Source organism: Arthrobacter sp. NPDC092385 (assembly GCF_044755105.1).
Taxonomy (GTDB): domain Bacteria; phylum Actinomycetota; class Actinomycetes; order Actinomycetales; family Micrococcaceae; genus Arthrobacter_D.
Genome location: NZ_JBIVQL010000012.1, coordinates 76,538 through 91,709, shown reverse-complemented (window position 1 = coordinate 91,709; position 15,172 = coordinate 76,538). Strand labels below are relative to the sequence as shown.

The following is a 15,172-nucleotide window of genomic DNA, read 5'->3' as shown; positions in this document are numbered from 1 at the left end:
GGCTGCACTACTACAACCATCACCGGCCCCACACAGCCTGCAGCAACCAGCCGCCCTTCTCACGATTGACCAACGTGTCCGGTCAGTACACCTAGAGAGGGGTGGGACCGGCGGGGGTGCTGGTGGACGTGCTACTGGAGGAACTGGGGGAGGTACTGGCTTGGGTCGCTGTCCAGCTGGAGAGTAGTTGCAGGGCGTCGTGGGAGGCCGTGCCCGGTTGGGCGCTGAAGGTAATGAACATCAGCCCGTCGTCAGCGACGAGTTCCATGACTTCGAAATCCAGTTCGAGTTCCCCTACTGCTGGAAGACGCATGCGCTTGGAACCGCTCTTGTGCTGGTAGACGTTGTGCGCGGCCCATCGCACACGGAACTCGTCGCTGCGGGTGGAGAGCTCACCGACGAGGTCCGAGAGTTGACGGTCGTGGGGGTCACGGCCGGCCGCGGCCCGGAGCGAGGCCACGCATTCGTTGGCTGCACGGTCCCAGTCGGGGGCGAAGTCCCGTCCGCGGGGGTCCAGGAAGATGAAGCGGGCCTGGTTCGGTGGCAGCAGGGTCGTGTCGAACTGGGCGGCGTACAGTGCCCGGCCCATCCGGTTCGCGGCGATGATGTCGAGCCTGCCGTTCTGCACGATCGCGGGGAGATCCGTCATGGCGTCGAGCATCCGCTGGATGGTGGGGCGGACCCGCTGCTGCGGTGCGCGTTGGCGCTTGGTGCGGGTAGTGGTGTCGGAGGCCCGGATCAGGTCCCGGAGGTGGCGTTCCTCAACATCGTTCAGGCGCAGGGCCTGAACGAGGGCGTCAAGGATGCTCTCGGAGACGCCGGCGAGGTTCCCGCGTTCGAGCCGGCTGTAGTACTCCACGCTGACCTGGGCGAGCATCGCGACTTCCTCACGTCGCAACCCCGGAACCCTGCGGCGGCCGTAGGACTGCAGGCCGACCTGCTCGGGTGTAAGCCTGGCCCGGCGGGAGGTCAGGAACTCCTGGATGTCGTCTCGGGTGCTCATGCCTTCAACGGTAGAACGCTCGGCCGGGGTGTAGCCATGCCCTGTCAGTACATGGCTTAGGTGGGTCTGTTTAGGCCGGTTGGTCCCGTGGTCTCGTAGATATAGACGGCGATCAGACGCCGATCCCACTCCCCTCAAGTCGAAGGTTCACCCATGTCCTCCCCCACGTCCTCCACTGTTCAGAAAGCCAAGCTCCCGCTCGTTGTGGTGCTCCTGGCGATCGGCACGTTCCTGATGAGCACCACCGAATTCGTGATCGCCGGCCTGCTGCCCAGTATCGCAACAGACCTCGATGTCAGCGTCTCCCAGGCCGGCCTGCTCATCACCGCCTTCGCGGTCGGCATGATCGTCGGCGCCCCCACCATCTCCGTGGCCACCATGCGTCTGCCCAAGCGCCTGACCCTGATCCTGTCGCTGCTGCTCTTCGCGGTCGGTCACATTGTCGCCGCCCTGAGCGAGGATTTCGCCGTGGTGCTGATCGCCCGTGTGATCACCGCCCTGGCTACCGGCGCGTTCCTGTCCATCGCGGCCGTCGTGGCCACCACCGCAGCGGGTCCCGCGCACGCCTCACGCGCCATGGGCGTGATGATGAGCGGAATGGGCCTGGCGATCGTCGCGGGTGTGCCGCTGGGATCCTTCATCGGCCAGCTCATCGGCTGGCGCGGTATCTTCTGGGCGCTGGCCATCCTCGCCGCCGTCGCCGCCGTGGTCATCGGCAGATTCGCGCCCGCTGAGGAACAGCAGGAAACCATCACCTTCCGCTCCCAGCTCGGCGTCGTCCGCCAGGGCAAGCTGTGGCTCGTCCTTGCCGCCACCGCACTGATCTCCGGCGGGTTCCTCGCCGCCTACAGCTACATCTCGCCCCTTCTGACCGAACGCACCGGCATCTCCGAAGCCGCCGTCCCGCTGCTGCTCGTCGGATTCGGTATCGGCGCGCTGCTCGGCACGGTCGTCGCCGGCCGCACCGGTGACCGCAAGCCCCTGGCCACCTACTTCGCCATCGGCGGCGGTTCGGCCCTGGTACTGCTGATGCTCATCCCCCTGTCCGCCTTCGTCGTCCCGACCATCGTGCTGGTCATCCTGCTCGGCTTCACCGGCATGGGCGTCACCGCCATCGCGACCCCGCTGGCCGTCCGCTTCGGACACTCCGGGCCGTCACTGTCGGCCGCGCTGACCGTGTCCGCGTTCAACGTCGGCATCGCCGCCGCCACCTGGCTCGCCGGTCTCGCCCTCGACTCGAGCCTCGGCACCACAGGCCCATCGATCGTCGGGGCGGGCATGGCCATCCTCGGCCTGATCCCCCTCGTCATCCTCGCCATCATGCGAGCCACCCGGACCACCACCCCGGTCCCGGCAACGCAACCCGCAGGCCAGCTCGATCACAAAGCCACCGCGGCTCGATAACGACGTCCTGGTCAGACCCGGGACATCCTCACCAGCCACCGCAACCACCAGAGGAATACCTATGACTGAAAACAAACAAGTCTGGATGATCACCGGCGCCGGCCGCGGCATGGGCGTCAACATTGCGAAGGCGGCCCTCGCCGCCGGACACAACGTCATCGCCACCGGACGTAAGCCCGAGGCCGTCGCAAAGGCTGTCGGTGAATCCGACGATCTTCTTGTCGTGGAACTCGACCTGACCAAGCCCGAAGATGCCGCAGCCGCGGCTCAGGCCGCCGTCGAACGGTTCGGCCGCATCGATGTCCTGGTGAACAACGCCGCGAACTTCTACGCCGGGTACTTCGAGGAAACCAGCGACGCGCAGGTCCGTGCACAACTCGATACGAATCTGTTCGGTCCGATGAATGTCACCCGTGCCGTGCTGCCCACCATGCGTGAGCAGCGCAGCGGCCACATCATCACGATTTCCTCGCAGGCAGGCATCGTCGGTGGGGAGTTCATTGCCGCCTACGCGACCAGTAAGTTCGCCGTTGAGGGGTGGATGGAATCGCTGCGTTACGACCTGGAACCCTACGGAATCCGGACCACCATCGTGGAGCCCGGCTTCTTCCGCACCGAGCTGCTCGTCGAGGACGCCTCGACCATCTGGGCCGAACTCTCCATCGATGACTACGCCGACCGCACCGCAGCGACCATCCCGGGATGGAGGAACATGAACGGTCAACAGGCCGGTGACCCCGGGAAGCTCGGCACCGCCCTCGTCAGGATCGCCGGCGAGGAGCACCCACCCCTGCGGTGGGTTGCCGGAGCCGACGCCGTGGCCGTCATCGAACAGAAAGCCCGGGACATCCTCGACGAGATCGATGCCCACCGTGAGCTCTCCTGCTCGCTCGCACACGACGACACCCTCTAAAACACCCGCCCGACCGGAAGGGAATACCTCATGACCGACGAGAACACACAATCCGACATGGAGAAGATGTTCGGCGACTTCGCCCCGAAACTCGTCTCCCTCACCGACGACGTGCTCTTCGGGGACATTTGGGAGCGCGAGGGGCTGTCCCCTCGCGATCGGAGTCTCGCCACGATCACCGGCCTCATCGCGGCCGGAAACATCGACCAGCTGAACTGGCATATCCCCTACGGCATCCAGAACGGCCTCACCGAGACCGAGATCAAGGAGGCCATCATCCACCTGGCGTTCTACGCCGGATGGCCCAAAGCCGTATCCGCCATGACTGTAGCCAAACGCATTTTCAGTGAATAACGACCCCGTAAGGAAACCTAACCTCATGCATGAACAGAACCCCTCCATCACCTTGAACAATGGTGTGCAGATGCCCGCCCTAGGTCTGGGCGTCTACCAGAGCGCCCCGGACGACACCCGGGCAGCGGTGGACGCCGCACTGCGCACCGGGTACCGGCTGATCGACACCGCCGCCGCGTACTTCAACGAACGCGAAGTCGGCGAAGGTATCCGCCAGTCCGGTATCGACCGGTCAGAGATCTTCATCGAGACCAAGCTCTGGATCAGCGACTACGGCTACGACGAAGCCCTCAACGGGTTCGAGAAGAGCATCAGCAAGCTCGGCGTCGACCAGGTCGACCTGTTGCTGCTGCACCAGCCCCTCGCTGCGGACTTCGAGAAGACCATCGCCGCGTACACGGCGATCGAGAAGCTCCTCGCCGACGGTCGTGTCCGCGCCATCGGAGTCTCCAACCAGACACCGGCCCAGCTCGAGGAGCTCATCTCCCGCACCAGCGTGGTGCCGGCTGTGAACCAGATCCAGGTCCACCCGTACTACACCCAGCCCCAGTGGCGGGCAGCGAACGAACGTCACGGCATCCTCACCCAGTCCTGGTCGCCCATCGGCGGTTCCTACATCTACGGCGACTACGAGAAGAACCCGCTCAAGGACCCTGTCATCACGGACATCGCCGCACAGCATGGCAAGACCCCGGCCCAGGTCATCATCCGCTGGCACCTCGAGCACGGGTACTCGGCCATCCCGAAGTCCGTCAAGGACCACCGCATCGCCGAGAACTTCGACGTCTTCGACTTCACCCTCACCCCCGAGGACGTCGCTGCCATCGACAGCCTGGACACCGGCGTGCGAGGCGGACCCGACCCCGACACCCTCACCCTCGAGAACTACGGCTTCCCCATCCCCGCCTGACCCACCTGGTCGGCAGGGACCGCCGGGCGGGACAGCCCACACTGCCCCGCCCGGCGACCACCCCCTCCCGCAAGGAAAGAAGCATCACCATGGCCCGTATCTTCATCACCGGTTCAACCGACGGGCTCGGCCTCGCCAACGCCCGAACGCTCATCGATGCCGGCCACGAGGTCCTCCTGCACGCCCGCACCAGGGAACGCGCTTCAGCCCTTGATGACCTCGCCCCACGCGCGGCAGGAATCGTGATCGGTGACCTCAGCAGCACCACCGAAACCCGGGACCTCGCCGAGCAGGTCAACGGCCACGGCCGCATGGATGCCATCATCCACAACGCCGGCGTCTACCTCTCACCACAGCGCATCGAAACCCGTGACGGGTGTTCCCGGACGCTGGCCGTGAACGTCCTGGCTCCCTACCTCCTCACAGCCCTGATCGAGAGACCGAACCGCCTCATCTACGTCACCAGCGGCATGCACCACAACGCCACCGCGGACCTGAAGGACATCAACTGGACTAGGCGCCGCTGGGACGCAAGCGACGCGTACTCCGAGAGCAAGCTCTACGTCTCGGCGCTCTCCGCCTCGGTTGCCCGCCACTGGCCCTCGGTGCTCAGCAACTCCGTGGACCCCGGCTGGGTACCCACCAAAATGGGTGGACCTTACGCACCGGATGATTTGGACCTGGGACATGACACCCAGAGCTGGCTCGCCGGCAGCGATGATCCCGCCGCCCTGGTCTCCGGCGGCTACTGGCACCACCGCCGGCAGCAGGAGCCCCGTCCGGAAGTCACCGACCCCGACTTCCAGGACCGTCTCACAGCCACACTCGCCGGCCTCACCGGCATCACCCTCTTCTAACGCACGACACCCGACCTTGAAGGAACACATCATGCAGTTGGACGGAAAAATCGCCCTCGTCACCGGCGCAGGAACCGGCATAGGCCGCGGAACAGCCCACCGGCTGGCCGAGGAGGGCGCCTTCGTCTACGTCACAGGACGCAATCTCGAACCCCTCCAGGCAGTCGCCGCGGACATCGGTGAGCGTGCCCGCGCCGTCCGCGCGGACGTCACGGACAAGGACGACCTGGAGCAACTCGCGAACCTTATCCGCGACGAGCACGGTGGACTGGACATCGTCTTCGCCAACGCCGGAGGCGGCCACCCCATCCCCCTGGCGGAAATCACTACCGAGGACCTCGACCGGCAGTTCGGCGTCAACGTCAAAGGCGTCCTGTTCACTGTGCAGGCAATGCTTCCCCTCCTTCGGGACGGAAGCTCGATCATCATCAACACCTCCATCACCGCCGACATGGGGCTGGCTGACTTCAGCCTCTACGCCGCCACCAAAGCCGCCGTGCGCTCCTTCACCAAGAGCTGGACCACGGACCTCAAACACCGCCGCATCCGGGTCAACGGCGTCAGCCCCGGCGTCGTCCCCACCGAGGCCTACACCACCGAACTCGGAATGACGGACGCCCAAGTCCAGGAATACATCGACCGGGTCACCCCCGAAGTCCCCGCAGGTCGCGTCGGCTCCGCCGAAGACATCGGCGACGCCGTGGTCTTCCTGGCCTCGGATGCCAGCAACTACATCACCGGCGTCGACCTCGTCGTCGACGGCGGCATGACCGCCGTCTACGCAGGAAAAGCCTGACCCACCAACCCTGACCCGTCGTCACCCCTTACCGGCCCGCCGAGCAGGCGGGCCCGTAAGGAACCCGGGGCACCAACACACAACGAGAGGAAAAACACCGTGCACACCCAGCACCGCCCCACACCCAGCACCAGCACCGACCATGGCTCACCGGGTACTGCTGTCGTCGTCGGCGCTTCCCTCAGCGGTCTCATGAGCGCCCTCACGCTCGCCAGAACAGGCGTCCGCGTAACCATGATCGAACGCTCCACCGATACCGGCCGCACAGGAGCAGCCCTCCACGCCCCCGACGGGCTCCTTGAACGCATCACCGGATTCGACGCATCACAAGTACCGCAGCCCCTGACACCAGGCATCCAGACCTGGTTCGCCGTCCACGCAGCGCTCCGCGCCGCGATCGAAACCAGCCCTCTCATCGAGCTGCGACAAAACACCACTGTCAGCAAGGTTTCCCAGGACGCACACTCCGCCACGGTCACCACATCAACCGGCCAAAAGATCTCAGCAGACATCGTGATCGGCGCCGATGGCCACCGCAGCACCGTCCGCCAGCACATCTCACCCGAGAACCCCGATGCCACGTTCGCCGGATACGTCATCTGGATCGGGATCGCCGACGAAACGGCCATCAACCACCACTGGTGGCCCACCGACGTCGCGTTCCTGGGCGGCGGCAGAGACACCCTGCTCGGCTACCCACTCCCGGGTGCTGATGGTTCCCTCACACCCGGCCGACGCCGCCTTGGCTGGGCCTGGTACGACTCCAGCAGGAACGACCTGCTCCGATCAAGCGGAAGCGTCAAAGGCTCTGTCGTCCGACACTCCCTCATGCCCGCGGGAATCCCGAACACCACCTACCGCGAACTCGCCGCACAGGCCCAAACCCTGTTCCCCGCACCCTGGAGTCAGGCAATCCTCGACAGCATCGAACGACGCCAGGTCATCGGCACACCGATCGCCGAATACGTACCCACACGCCTCACCCGCGACCGTGTGACCATCATCGGCGACGCCGCGCACGTACCGACGCCCATGACTGGTAGGGGATTCGCCGAATCCCTCTACGACGCCGAAGCCCTCGCCGAGGCGATCGCGGACCGCGGCACCACGCCCATGGCACTGCACGCCTACGAGAACGCGAGACTTCGCAGCGCCCGGAGCCTCGTTCAGTCAGGGCAAAACTTCAGCCGCTCCTTCGCCAGACGCTCCGCATGAGCACATGACAGCTGACTACACGAGGACATTTCTGTCTCGAAAAGGGACTGTAAGAAAAACGGTGTGTGAGGTTCGGCCTGATCCGAGAGGAGATGGCCGTGAACGACTTCACGACCGAAGCAGCAGAGGCGATGATCGATCCTGTGACGGGAGAGATCATCGATCAAAAGGACCTCGCCGAACGGCTGCTCGCCCAGGCCAAAGAGCAGGGCGTGAGCTTGGTTGGCCCCGGCGGGCTGCTGAATCAGCTCACGAAGAACGTGCTCGAGACCGCGTTGGAAGCCGAGCTGACCGAGCACCTCGGGCATGAGCACGGTCAGACACCGATCGCGGAGAACATGCGCAACGGCACGCGGGTGAAGACGGTGCTGACCGAGATCGGTCCGGTCGAGATCGAGGTGCCCCGAGATCGGGATGGTTCCTTCGAACCGGTGATCGTGCCCAAGCGGAAGCGACGTCTGGACGGGATTGATCAGATCGTGCTCTCCCTGTCCGCCCGGGGGTTGACCACCGGGGAAATCGCGGCGCATTTCGAGGAGGTCTACGGGGCGAAGGTCTCCAAAGACACTATCAGTCGGATTACCGAGAAGGTCGCCGGCGAGCTGGCGGAGTGGTCCTCCCGGCCTCTGGACCCGCTCTACCCCGTGCTCTTCGTCGATGCGATCGTGGGTGTTGGTCCGGGACGGACAGGTGCGCAACACGCCGTTCTACGTGGTCATGGGTGTCACCACGAACGGGGAACGCGACATCCTCGGCATCTGGGCCGGTGACGGAGGCGAGGGTGCCAGGTTCTGGCTGCAAGTCTTCTCCGAGTTGAAGAACCGCGGCGTTCAGGACGTGCTCATCGCCGTCTGCGACGGCCTCAAGGGCCTACCCGAGGCGATCAACACGACCTGGGAGCGGACGGTCGTGCAGCAGTGCATCGTGCACCTGATCCGCAACAGCTTCCGCTATGCCGGCCGGCAACACCGCGACGGGATCGTCAAGGCACTCAAGCCCGTCTACACGGCTCCGAGCGAGGCCGCAGCGAAGGACCGGTTCGCCGAGTTCACGGCGGAGTGGGGTGAGCGGTATCCGGCGATCGTGAAACTCTGGGAATCCTCCTGGGCGGAGTTCGTACCGTTCCTCGGATACGACGTGGAGATCCGACGGGTGATCTGCACGACGAATGCGATCGAGTCGATCAACGCCCGCTACCGCCGGGCGGTCAGAGCCCGCGGCCACTTTCCGAACGAGGCCGCGGCCCTGAAGTGCCTCTACCTCGTGACAAGGTCTCTTGACCCCACCGGCGGGGGCAGAGCACGCTGGGTAATCAGGTGGAAGCCTGCCCTGAACGCGTTCGCGATCACCTTCGCGGGCCGGTTCGAGAGAACCATTTACTGATGAAACCGCCGGACCCCACACACCGTTTATCGGACAGTCCCACCTAAAGCTTTCCGAGACGGAGCGCCGCCACAACGCGAGCTGGTCCGGACTGGAGCTGATGATCGGTGGGCTATCTGCGGGGTGCTCGGTGGGTGGGTGGACTGACTCAGAACTGCCTGCGGGGGTGCAGTGGCATAGGAGTAGGGGGAGTTTCAAGGCTTTTGCGTCTGCCTGTTCTAGAGCTTCGGTTCCGGCTGTGGCTCGATACGGTGGACGTGTCGATTGAACAAGTTTTTGCGGATGTGAAGCAGTTTGTGGGGTTGATGCGGCATGGTTGAGCGTTTCGATGATCCTGATCAGAATGACGGTCGAGGCCAGGATCAGGGTCGGGGCCGCCATCGGTGCCCGGATCCCCGCCATGGTTGGCGGTTTGATACTCAGTCGCCCACGGGTGATGAGCTGATGTACCGGGGTGAGGCTGATCAGGATCAACATGCTGCGACCCTTGACGCGATGCGCCGGATCGGTATGAGCGTGGGAGAGCTCTGGCTGTATTACCTGAGCATGGGCGGTGACATCGACGAATACGAGATTGATGCGTATTTGCACGGACTGATCCGCCTTCCCCCTCTTGACCGGGACATGATCTCGCAGGCCGTCAACGAGATGATCGATGACATTTGCTATGGCACCAGAGCCCCCTATAGTTCCAGCAGAGACAGCACCACACCCTGGACCAGCCGCGGCACAAACCAGGACACCGACCCAGACACCGACTTGGACATGGGCGCCAGACTGAGCGCCGGCGCGGATTCTGAGGGCGGTGCTGAGGGCGATGCTGGGGGTGATGGTTGGGGTGCCTGGGAGGAGGACGGCGTGTTCGCTGGTGTCGGGGTCAGTACCAGGTCCGCTTCGCAGGGTCTGGTGCTGTCGGTGGTGTATTCCAGTGTTGCCACCCGATCCTTCACGGACGCTGATCTGGCGGAGCTGCTGACGAGGAGCCGCCGCACCAATCACGCCACGGACCTGACAGGTTTGTTGCTCTACCGTCGGGGCCGGTTCCTGCAGGTACTGGAAGGCCCCGAAGCAACGGTGCGGGACCGGATGGCCATCATCACAGCAGATCCTCGCCACACTCGTGTGAGGGTGCTAGTGGAAGAGACGAGGAACGAGCGGCACTTCCCGGACTGGACCATGGGCTATGAGCCCATCAGCCCGGTCATGTCCGAGGAAGTTCCAGGATACGAACGAACCTTCATTGATGAAGATGATGATGCGGACCCCGCCAACACCATGCGCGTCCTGCGTGATCTCATCCAGTGGTTCCAGGATCGCGCGATGCCTCTGCGGTGACGCTCCCGAGGGGCTTCAGCGACGAACACGTCCTCTGCCGCAGCTGGCGGGGTGAAAGCACGGCATGCGATCGTTCGTGGGTTTTTGATATTCTGCTGTCTTTGAGGTCCGGGGTTAAGAGGCTAGCTCCGACTTGAGTACGTCGAACGGCTTTATCGTGACTCACTCCCCTGACTCACTCCTCCCCCTGACCGATGTTGTCTCCAGCGTCGAGTACTTCGTTGACTGCCCCACGGGAACCGTCGAACACTACTTCGCCGACAACACCTTCCACTGGTCCGATGAGATGTTCCGGATCCACGGCTACGAACGCGGCGAGGTCGTCCCGAGCCTGGACCTAGGTATGGCCCATATCGAGGCGGCCGACAGGGACGCCGCCGGAGCCTTCTGGGACCACGTGTCCGCAAACAAAGGGGCAGCGTCGATCTATACGTCGATCCGGGACCTCAAAGGACGCGTCCACAAGGTCCTCATCCACGCTGACACCATCATCGGCGACGGTGAGCCTGTGGGCGTGTGGGGCCTGGTCGTGGACCTCACCCAGTCCATTCACGTCGATCGGCACCAGCTCGCCAATGAGGCCGTCGCCGCATCCGCGCTGAGCCGATCCGTCATCGAGCAGGCCAAAGGCATCCTGATGGGCCGGGCAGGGCTGAACGCTGTGGAGGCGTTCGAGACCATCAGCCAGTACAGCCAGCGCACCAACCGCAAGGTCGTCGTCGTTTCCCAGGAGATCATCGACCGCGCTCACCAGCTTACCCAGCACGACCAGCACCAACCCCGCACCCACGCCCTCCTTGACCTGTTCCGCGCCCTCTGACCCGACCAGGGCACGGATACGGCACCAGGACAGCTCATGCCCCAGGAACCTTTCAGATCGACGCATCAGGCGTCTTTGCTGCAACGCACGAGGGACGCTGGTATCAGCGTTCCCGAGTTGTGGTTGTACTACGTCAGCATCGGCGGCACCTGCGCGGAGATCTGCCTCGACGGCTACCTCCACGCACTGATGCCGCTGTCCGCCCTTGAGAGCATGCTCGTTGAACATGCGATCGACGAGATGACCGCAGAGACCACCTGAGCGTCCCTGGGTAGGGGGCGCATACTGGGGGGACCCCTATGATGTCCCGGCCTGGTGTCGCGGACTCAGCCGGATACACCGACGAGCCTCGTGCACGGGAGTGGGACTTCCTCCGGGAGTCAAGCAGCCGGCTCCTGGAGGAAGATCAAAAACCGCCCGAACCCGTGTCGGGTCCGGAAGCTGCGCCGCCAGCGCTACTGCGCCCTAGCGTCACCCTCGGCAACAGGTGCACCACCAACACCAACATCGGTACCGGTACCGGTATCGGCATCGGTATCGGCATCGGTATCGGTATCGGTATGGGTATCACTGTTGGTCGACGTCCTGCCTGCAGTGTTGCGAATTGCCTGGCGGCGATCGAGCTCTTCCCGGAGCTCGTGGTGCTGCCCATCGGTTTCCGCGTCGACCTCGCCCTTACGGATGTACTGCGCGTCCCGTGCCCGGTGGTTCCTGCTGTTCAGGATGTCCAGATCATCTCTGTGAATCATCGTCAGATCCTCGGGAAAATCCGCTCCGGGATCCAACCTGCTGCTATCACTCATGGCATGCCTCAATCACGTACTGGCACTCGAAAGCCCCACTTCTAGAGGCAAAAACGACAATACTGCACCCCTCCTCCATCCTGATGAAGCCGAAAACCGTGAATAACACGCAAAAGTGGGAGCTCCCAGTTCTCGGCAAGTACCAGCCCCTGGTACGCCTGAGTGATGCCACCGACGGTCGTTTGTAGCTGACAGTCGAACGCGAGGACCAGTGTCAGATTCGACGCCGGTTCGGGCTTCGCAGACCGTCGTCGATGATGCTGCCTGTGGTACTGATGACATATGAGCTCCAGTACCGGGCGGTTTCTAAGCCCACCGGACAATCTGCCGACGATCGACCTCATCCGCCGCACGACCATCTTCCTGGCCGCCCAGGAGAAGGAACACGCTGAACGGGTCGGTCTCAATGTGACAGCGATACGAGCCCTGGGCCTCATCATCGAGGCCGACGCCGGCATCGAAGCCTTCAGCCCACGAGCATTAGCCGGCGTGCTCGATGTATCCACAGCCAGCATGACCGCCATCACCGACCGCCTGGAAGATGCAGGACTCGTCGAACGCCGACCCAATGTGGCCGACCGCCGGAAAATCTGCCTCCACCCCACCCAGCGGGGCAGCACGGCGCATGACCACCTCCGGAAGGAGCTGGAAACATCGGTCAGCACGGGTCTAGCCGTACTGGCCGAGGATGAACACCAGGCCTTCCGAAAAGGTCTGACCGCTCTGAGCCGCCTGTAACCACGATCGAAACTACCCAGACTTGATCAGGAGCTTTATCACTAGTTTATCTAGCTTTACATTTACCTAAATACCTGCATAGGGTGGGGTCAGGTCAAGCAAGCGGCCACGCACAGGTCTTCGAGGGAACTCGAAGGTGTTCAAAGGTTCGACTCATGTCTCTTCCTCCCCTGATGTCTTCCCTCGATGCAGGCACCACCCTGCCTCCCCAAGCGCTCTCGGGCAGCTCCTTTGCCCAGGTTGCACGCTCATCAGCCGGCGAGCCAGCCGATCGCTGCCTCGACGTAGTGGCTGCAGCAGATCTGGTCGGCCTGCCATCAGGCGGGTTGGAGCGGTCCGAGCACAAGGAACTCTCCCTTCAGGATCCTTTGGAGGTGCCGTTCGATCTCACGGATGAGACGAATCGGGATCTTCGCCGGTGGAGCAACGCGCTCTACAAGGTGCTGGACGCGGATTTCCCGCCCTACGGGGCCCTCGACGACTATGAGCGGGTAGTAATCGAGCTCGAACGACGAGAGACCAAGGACGGCCAGGATTCGCCGTCGACCACGCGGGAGAAGTTCCGCGACAACGCATTCAACCGGCGCTTCGAGTTGTTCCGCAATGGACTGCTCGCCGGATACGTGAGCTACACGATGCGCGCAGGTGCCCTACGACTGCACCGCACCGTGATCAGCGAAGCATTCGACGGCATCGGACTCGAAGGCGTACTGATGCGTAACGTGATCCTCATGGCACACAAACGCCGGCTCGCGGCCATCCCCTACTGCCCCGTGGCGCAGAGCTTCCTGCAGAACAACCCGCAATACCGCCAACTGACGCACGCCAACTGATACGCGCTTCCTGATCTATCACATCCCCTCCTCGGACAGACCAGCACTCACGACCGCGGCACAGAAGCTGCGCCGGCCATGTAGCGGCCGAGCAGCTGAACAGGCTCACCGAAGGTGTCTCGAAAACCTAAAGCCGTCCAGGACAGTTCGAGCGCCTCTAGCCGGTCGGAACCGCGACGCCGCTGCGATCCACCCGTGTGCGATGAGGTATGACAGCACGTGTAGCGAATACGTTCGTTTTAAAAACTGAAATTTCTAGTCGTCTTCTCGGCGCAAGGATGCAATCGTCTGATCTACGCTACCGACGGCCTTCGTGAGGTCCTTGATCGCACCTCGCACGTGGTGCAGCGAACCGTCCGGAGCATCGCGAGCCTGACGCCAGTCGGAAATGTCGATCTCGAGCTCGAGAACTGGCAAAGGACCGTGCGGCCCCTCACCTTCGATTCGCACCGCGTGAAGCTTGGGTCCCTCAGTCGCTAGGAGATCGTAGCCAGCACCAAGTGTCCACCTGATAACCCGATTAGGGGCCAGCGACCGCAGCCCGTTGGCGAGCACACGTTGAACGCTTTCCACCTTGTCAGACTGCTGCTTACCAGCTGGAAGCGGTGGATCGAACGTCACTCTCACGTTCCGCGCCACGGTCGGACCACTATTTCCAACCACCACATGCAGGATGGTTCCCTGCTGCATATCCGGCTGAATATCTGCCCATACGTAGGGTTGCAGCGCTTCACGAGCGAGTTCAAGTTGCAGTTGCGTCTGTTCCCGTGCAGCTGCTACTTGCTCTCGCTGTATCTCAGTTTGTTCACGAGCTGCCCGCGCTTGCTTTGCTGTGGCACGTGCCGCCCACGCCGTAAACGGCAGAGCGAAAGCCGAAATGACTAAGGCAATGATGGCAATAGCGAGCATCTATCGATCTTCCCACCCCTCAATCCCCGATTAGGCTTCAACCACCCCCGTCACGGGACCCTGCGCCCGGCAATCGTCGCTGTCAGACGGGACTGCTATCGTCCGACCGACACCGAGTAAGGAGCGTCCATGACTTCAGATGAGTACCCGTTTCCAGTCGCAGTTTCTCAATTGGTCGAGAACGACTCCCGCGAAGCGCAGGTCCTCCGCGCGATCACGTGGATAACACAGCAATTGGGGGGCCCGATCACCGTTGTAACGCCGCAGCGCCAGATTGAGAGCGAGAGTCTCAATCGACTGGTAGCGCAGACGGACGCGTTGCACGTCACCTGGCGCGGATTTTCTACGGGGTCCCTTCGCGGCCGACGTGTGATCTATGCATGGCCGGACCGGCAGCATCTCAACGACTTATGGGGCGCTCACGCTGACGCCCTCGTAGTGATTCAGTGGGGAGCAACGGACACAGCGACATGGATTGAAGATGCACAACCCGTACGACTCCTGCCTGAACAAACCCTGCAGCCCACACCGACGTTGCAGGGCACGCCCGATTCCGACGACGGGTCCCTTCCGGAGGATGTGAACAGCATTCTCGAAAGCCTTGCTGAGTGGGTGGCCGGGTATGACTCCGGGCTGAAGTGGAACGAAGAAGACAAACTCAAGGCCGACATGATGAACCGCCCCGAACGGTGGAGGCCCGTCACCGTTGAGCAAGTCAGAAGCAAATGTCGGGCACTGAAAATGCGACCAAATGACATCGAGACAATCGTCGGGTTCTTGGAACGCAGAAAGCAAGGCCGTCGATTCAACGTGCGGAGCAGCTACCGCGACTACCACTTCTGAACGCACTCATATCCCAGTAAGCCGCCGCAGGACGTTGGGCGGTTCGGACTCGCGAA

General features: G+C 63.1%; 16 protein-coding genes and 1 pseudogene. 14 read left to right on the top strand and 3 right to left on the bottom strand.

The window, feature by feature from the left end; translation table 11 throughout:
* Positions 1-91: 91 nt before the first annotated feature.
* Complete coding sequence (locus ACIQCY_RS14870; RefSeq protein ID WP_400484672.1) at positions 92-1,003, bottom strand: helix-turn-helix transcriptional regulator; 912 nt, start codon at positions 1,001-1,003, stop codon at positions 92-94.
* Between the two features lie 153 nt (positions 1,004-1,156).
* On the opposite strand from ACIQCY_RS14870, the gene ACIQCY_RS14865 reads away from it, so the two are divergent.
* From ACIQCY_RS14865 to ACIQCY_RS14815, 11 genes and pseudogenes are all read left to right on the top strand, one after another.
* Positions 1,157-2,407 (top strand): MFS transporter, encoded by a 1,251-nt coding sequence (locus tag ACIQCY_RS14865; RefSeq protein WP_400484671.1) that lies wholly within the window; start codon positions 1,157-1,159, stop codon positions 2,405-2,407.
* A 61-nt stretch (positions 2,408-2,468) separates the two neighbouring features.
* Positions 2,469-3,320, top strand: coding sequence for an SDR family oxidoreductase (locus ACIQCY_RS14860; RefSeq protein WP_400484670.1), 852 nt, complete (start codon positions 2,469-2,471; stop codon positions 3,318-3,320).
* A 30-nt stretch (positions 3,321-3,350) separates the two neighbouring features.
* On the top strand, positions 3,351-3,674 hold the full coding sequence (locus ACIQCY_RS14855) for a carboxymuconolactone decarboxylase family protein (RefSeq protein WP_400484669.1): 324 nt from the start codon (positions 3,351-3,353) through the stop codon (positions 3,672-3,674).
* Positions 3,675-3,699: 25 nt separating this feature from the next.
* A complete protein-coding gene (locus ACIQCY_RS14850; RefSeq protein WP_400484668.1) occupies positions 3,700-4,584 on the top strand; it encodes an aldo/keto reductase in 885 nt (294 codons plus the stop codon).
* Between the two features lie 89 nt (positions 4,585-4,673).
* The gene (locus ACIQCY_RS14845) at positions 4,674-5,441 is read left to right on the top strand and encodes an SDR family NAD(P)-dependent oxidoreductase (RefSeq protein WP_400484667.1); all 768 of its coding nucleotides are present in this window, start codon (positions 4,674-4,676) and stop codon (positions 5,439-5,441) included.
* Positions 5,442-5,472: 31 nt separating this feature from the next.
* Positions 5,473-6,237, top strand: a complete 765-nt coding sequence (locus tag ACIQCY_RS14840) for an SDR family NAD(P)-dependent oxidoreductase (protein WP_400484666.1) — start codon at positions 5,473-5,475, stop codon at positions 6,235-6,237.
* 99 nt (positions 6,238-6,336) lie between these two features.
* Complete coding sequence (locus ACIQCY_RS14835; RefSeq protein WP_400484665.1) at positions 6,337-7,452, top strand: FAD-dependent monooxygenase; 1,116 nt, start codon at positions 6,337-6,339, stop codon at positions 7,450-7,452.
* A gap of 131 nt (positions 7,453-7,583) precedes the next feature.
* Positions 7,584-8,835: pseudogene (locus tag ACIQCY_RS14830) on the top strand (IS256 family transposase).
* 312 nt (positions 8,836-9,147) lie between these two features.
* Entirely contained in the window at positions 9,148-10,170 is a 1,023-nt protein-coding gene (locus ACIQCY_RS14825; protein ID WP_400484664.1) for a BLUF domain-containing protein, read from the top strand.
* A gap of 157 nt (positions 10,171-10,327) precedes the next feature.
* Complete coding sequence (locus tag ACIQCY_RS14820) at positions 10,328-10,990, top strand: ANTAR domain-containing protein (RefSeq protein WP_400484663.1); 663 nt, start codon at positions 10,328-10,330, stop codon at positions 10,988-10,990.
* Positions 10,991-11,065: 75 nt separating this feature from the next.
* Positions 11,066-11,251: a hypothetical protein gene (locus ACIQCY_RS14815; RefSeq protein WP_400484662.1), complete on the top strand. Its 186-nt coding sequence runs from the start codon at positions 11,066-11,068 to the stop codon at positions 11,249-11,251.
* 194 nt (positions 11,252-11,445) lie between these two features.
* Here the strand turns inward: ACIQCY_RS14815 and ACIQCY_RS14810 are convergent, their stop codons facing one another.
* Positions 11,446-11,793 (bottom strand): hypothetical protein, encoded by a 348-nt coding sequence (locus ACIQCY_RS14810; RefSeq protein ID WP_400484661.1) that lies wholly within the window; start codon positions 11,791-11,793, stop codon positions 11,446-11,448.
* Between the two features lie 282 nt (positions 11,794-12,075).
* On the opposite strand from ACIQCY_RS14810, the gene ACIQCY_RS14805 reads away from it, so the two are divergent.
* Positions 12,076-12,531: a MarR family winged helix-turn-helix transcriptional regulator gene (locus ACIQCY_RS14805; RefSeq protein ID WP_400484660.1), complete on the top strand. Its 456-nt coding sequence runs from the start codon at positions 12,076-12,078 to the stop codon at positions 12,529-12,531.
* A gap of 155 nt (positions 12,532-12,686) precedes the next feature.
* Entirely contained in the window at positions 12,687-13,364 is a 678-nt protein-coding gene (locus ACIQCY_RS14800) for a GNAT family N-acetyltransferase (RefSeq protein WP_400484659.1), read from the top strand.
* Between the two features lie 255 nt (positions 13,365-13,619).
* Here ACIQCY_RS14800 and ACIQCY_RS14795 read toward each other — a convergent pair whose 3' ends face one another.
* Positions 13,620-14,273, bottom strand: coding sequence for a hypothetical protein (locus ACIQCY_RS14795; RefSeq protein ID WP_400484658.1), 654 nt, complete (start codon positions 14,271-14,273; stop codon positions 13,620-13,622).
* A gap of 129 nt (positions 14,274-14,402) precedes the next feature.
* On the opposite strand from ACIQCY_RS14795, the gene ACIQCY_RS14790 reads away from it, so the two are divergent.
* Positions 14,403-15,116 (top strand): hypothetical protein, encoded by a 714-nt coding sequence (locus ACIQCY_RS14790; RefSeq protein WP_400484657.1) that lies wholly within the window; start codon positions 14,403-14,405, stop codon positions 15,114-15,116.
* Positions 15,117-15,172 lie beyond the last annotated feature (56 nt).

Bases quoted from the DNA above. Each gene is read 5' to 3' on its own strand.
- ACIQCY_RS14860 (WP_400484670.1), top strand. From the start codon at position 2,469: ATGACTGAAAACAAACAAGTCTGGATGATCACCGGCGCCGGCCGCGGC.
- ACIQCY_RS14845 (WP_400484667.1), top strand. From the start codon at position 4,674: ATGGCCCGTATCTTCATCACCGGTTCAACCGACGGGCTCGGCCTCGCC.
- ACIQCY_RS14850 (WP_400484668.1), top strand. From the start codon at position 3,700: ATGCATGAACAGAACCCCTCCATCACCTTGAACAATGGTGTGCAGATG.
- ACIQCY_RS14795 (WP_400484658.1), bottom strand. From the start codon at position 14,273: ATGCTCGCTATTGCCATCATTGCCTTAGTCATTTCGGCTTTCGCTCTG.
- ACIQCY_RS14865 (WP_400484671.1), top strand. From the start codon at position 1,157: ATGTCCTCCCCCACGTCCTCCACTGTTCAGAAAGCCAAGCTCCCGCTC.
- ACIQCY_RS14805 (WP_400484660.1), top strand. From the start codon at position 12,076: ATGAGCTCCAGTACCGGGCGGTTTCTAAGCCCACCGGACAATCTGCCG.
- ACIQCY_RS14855 (WP_400484669.1), top strand. From the start codon at position 3,351: ATGACCGACGAGAACACACAATCCGACATGGAGAAGATGTTCGGCGAC.
- ACIQCY_RS14825 (WP_400484664.1), top strand. From the start codon at position 9,148: ATGGTTGAGCGTTTCGATGATCCTGATCAGAATGACGGTCGAGGCCAG.
- ACIQCY_RS14800 (WP_400484659.1), top strand. From the start codon at position 12,687: ATGTCTCTTCCTCCCCTGATGTCTTCCCTCGATGCAGGCACCACCCTG.
- ACIQCY_RS14790 (WP_400484657.1), top strand. From the start codon at position 14,403: ATGACTTCAGATGAGTACCCGTTTCCAGTCGCAGTTTCTCAATTGGTC.
- ACIQCY_RS14810 (WP_400484661.1), bottom strand. From the start codon at position 11,793: ATGAGTGATAGCAGCAGGTTGGATCCCGGAGCGGATTTTCCCGAGGAT.
- ACIQCY_RS14840 (WP_400484666.1), top strand. From the start codon at position 5,473: ATGCAGTTGGACGGAAAAATCGCCCTCGTCACCGGCGCAGGAACCGGC.
- ACIQCY_RS14870 (WP_400484672.1), bottom strand. From the start codon at position 1,003: ATGAGCACCCGAGACGACATCCAGGAGTTCCTGACCTCCCGCCGGGCC.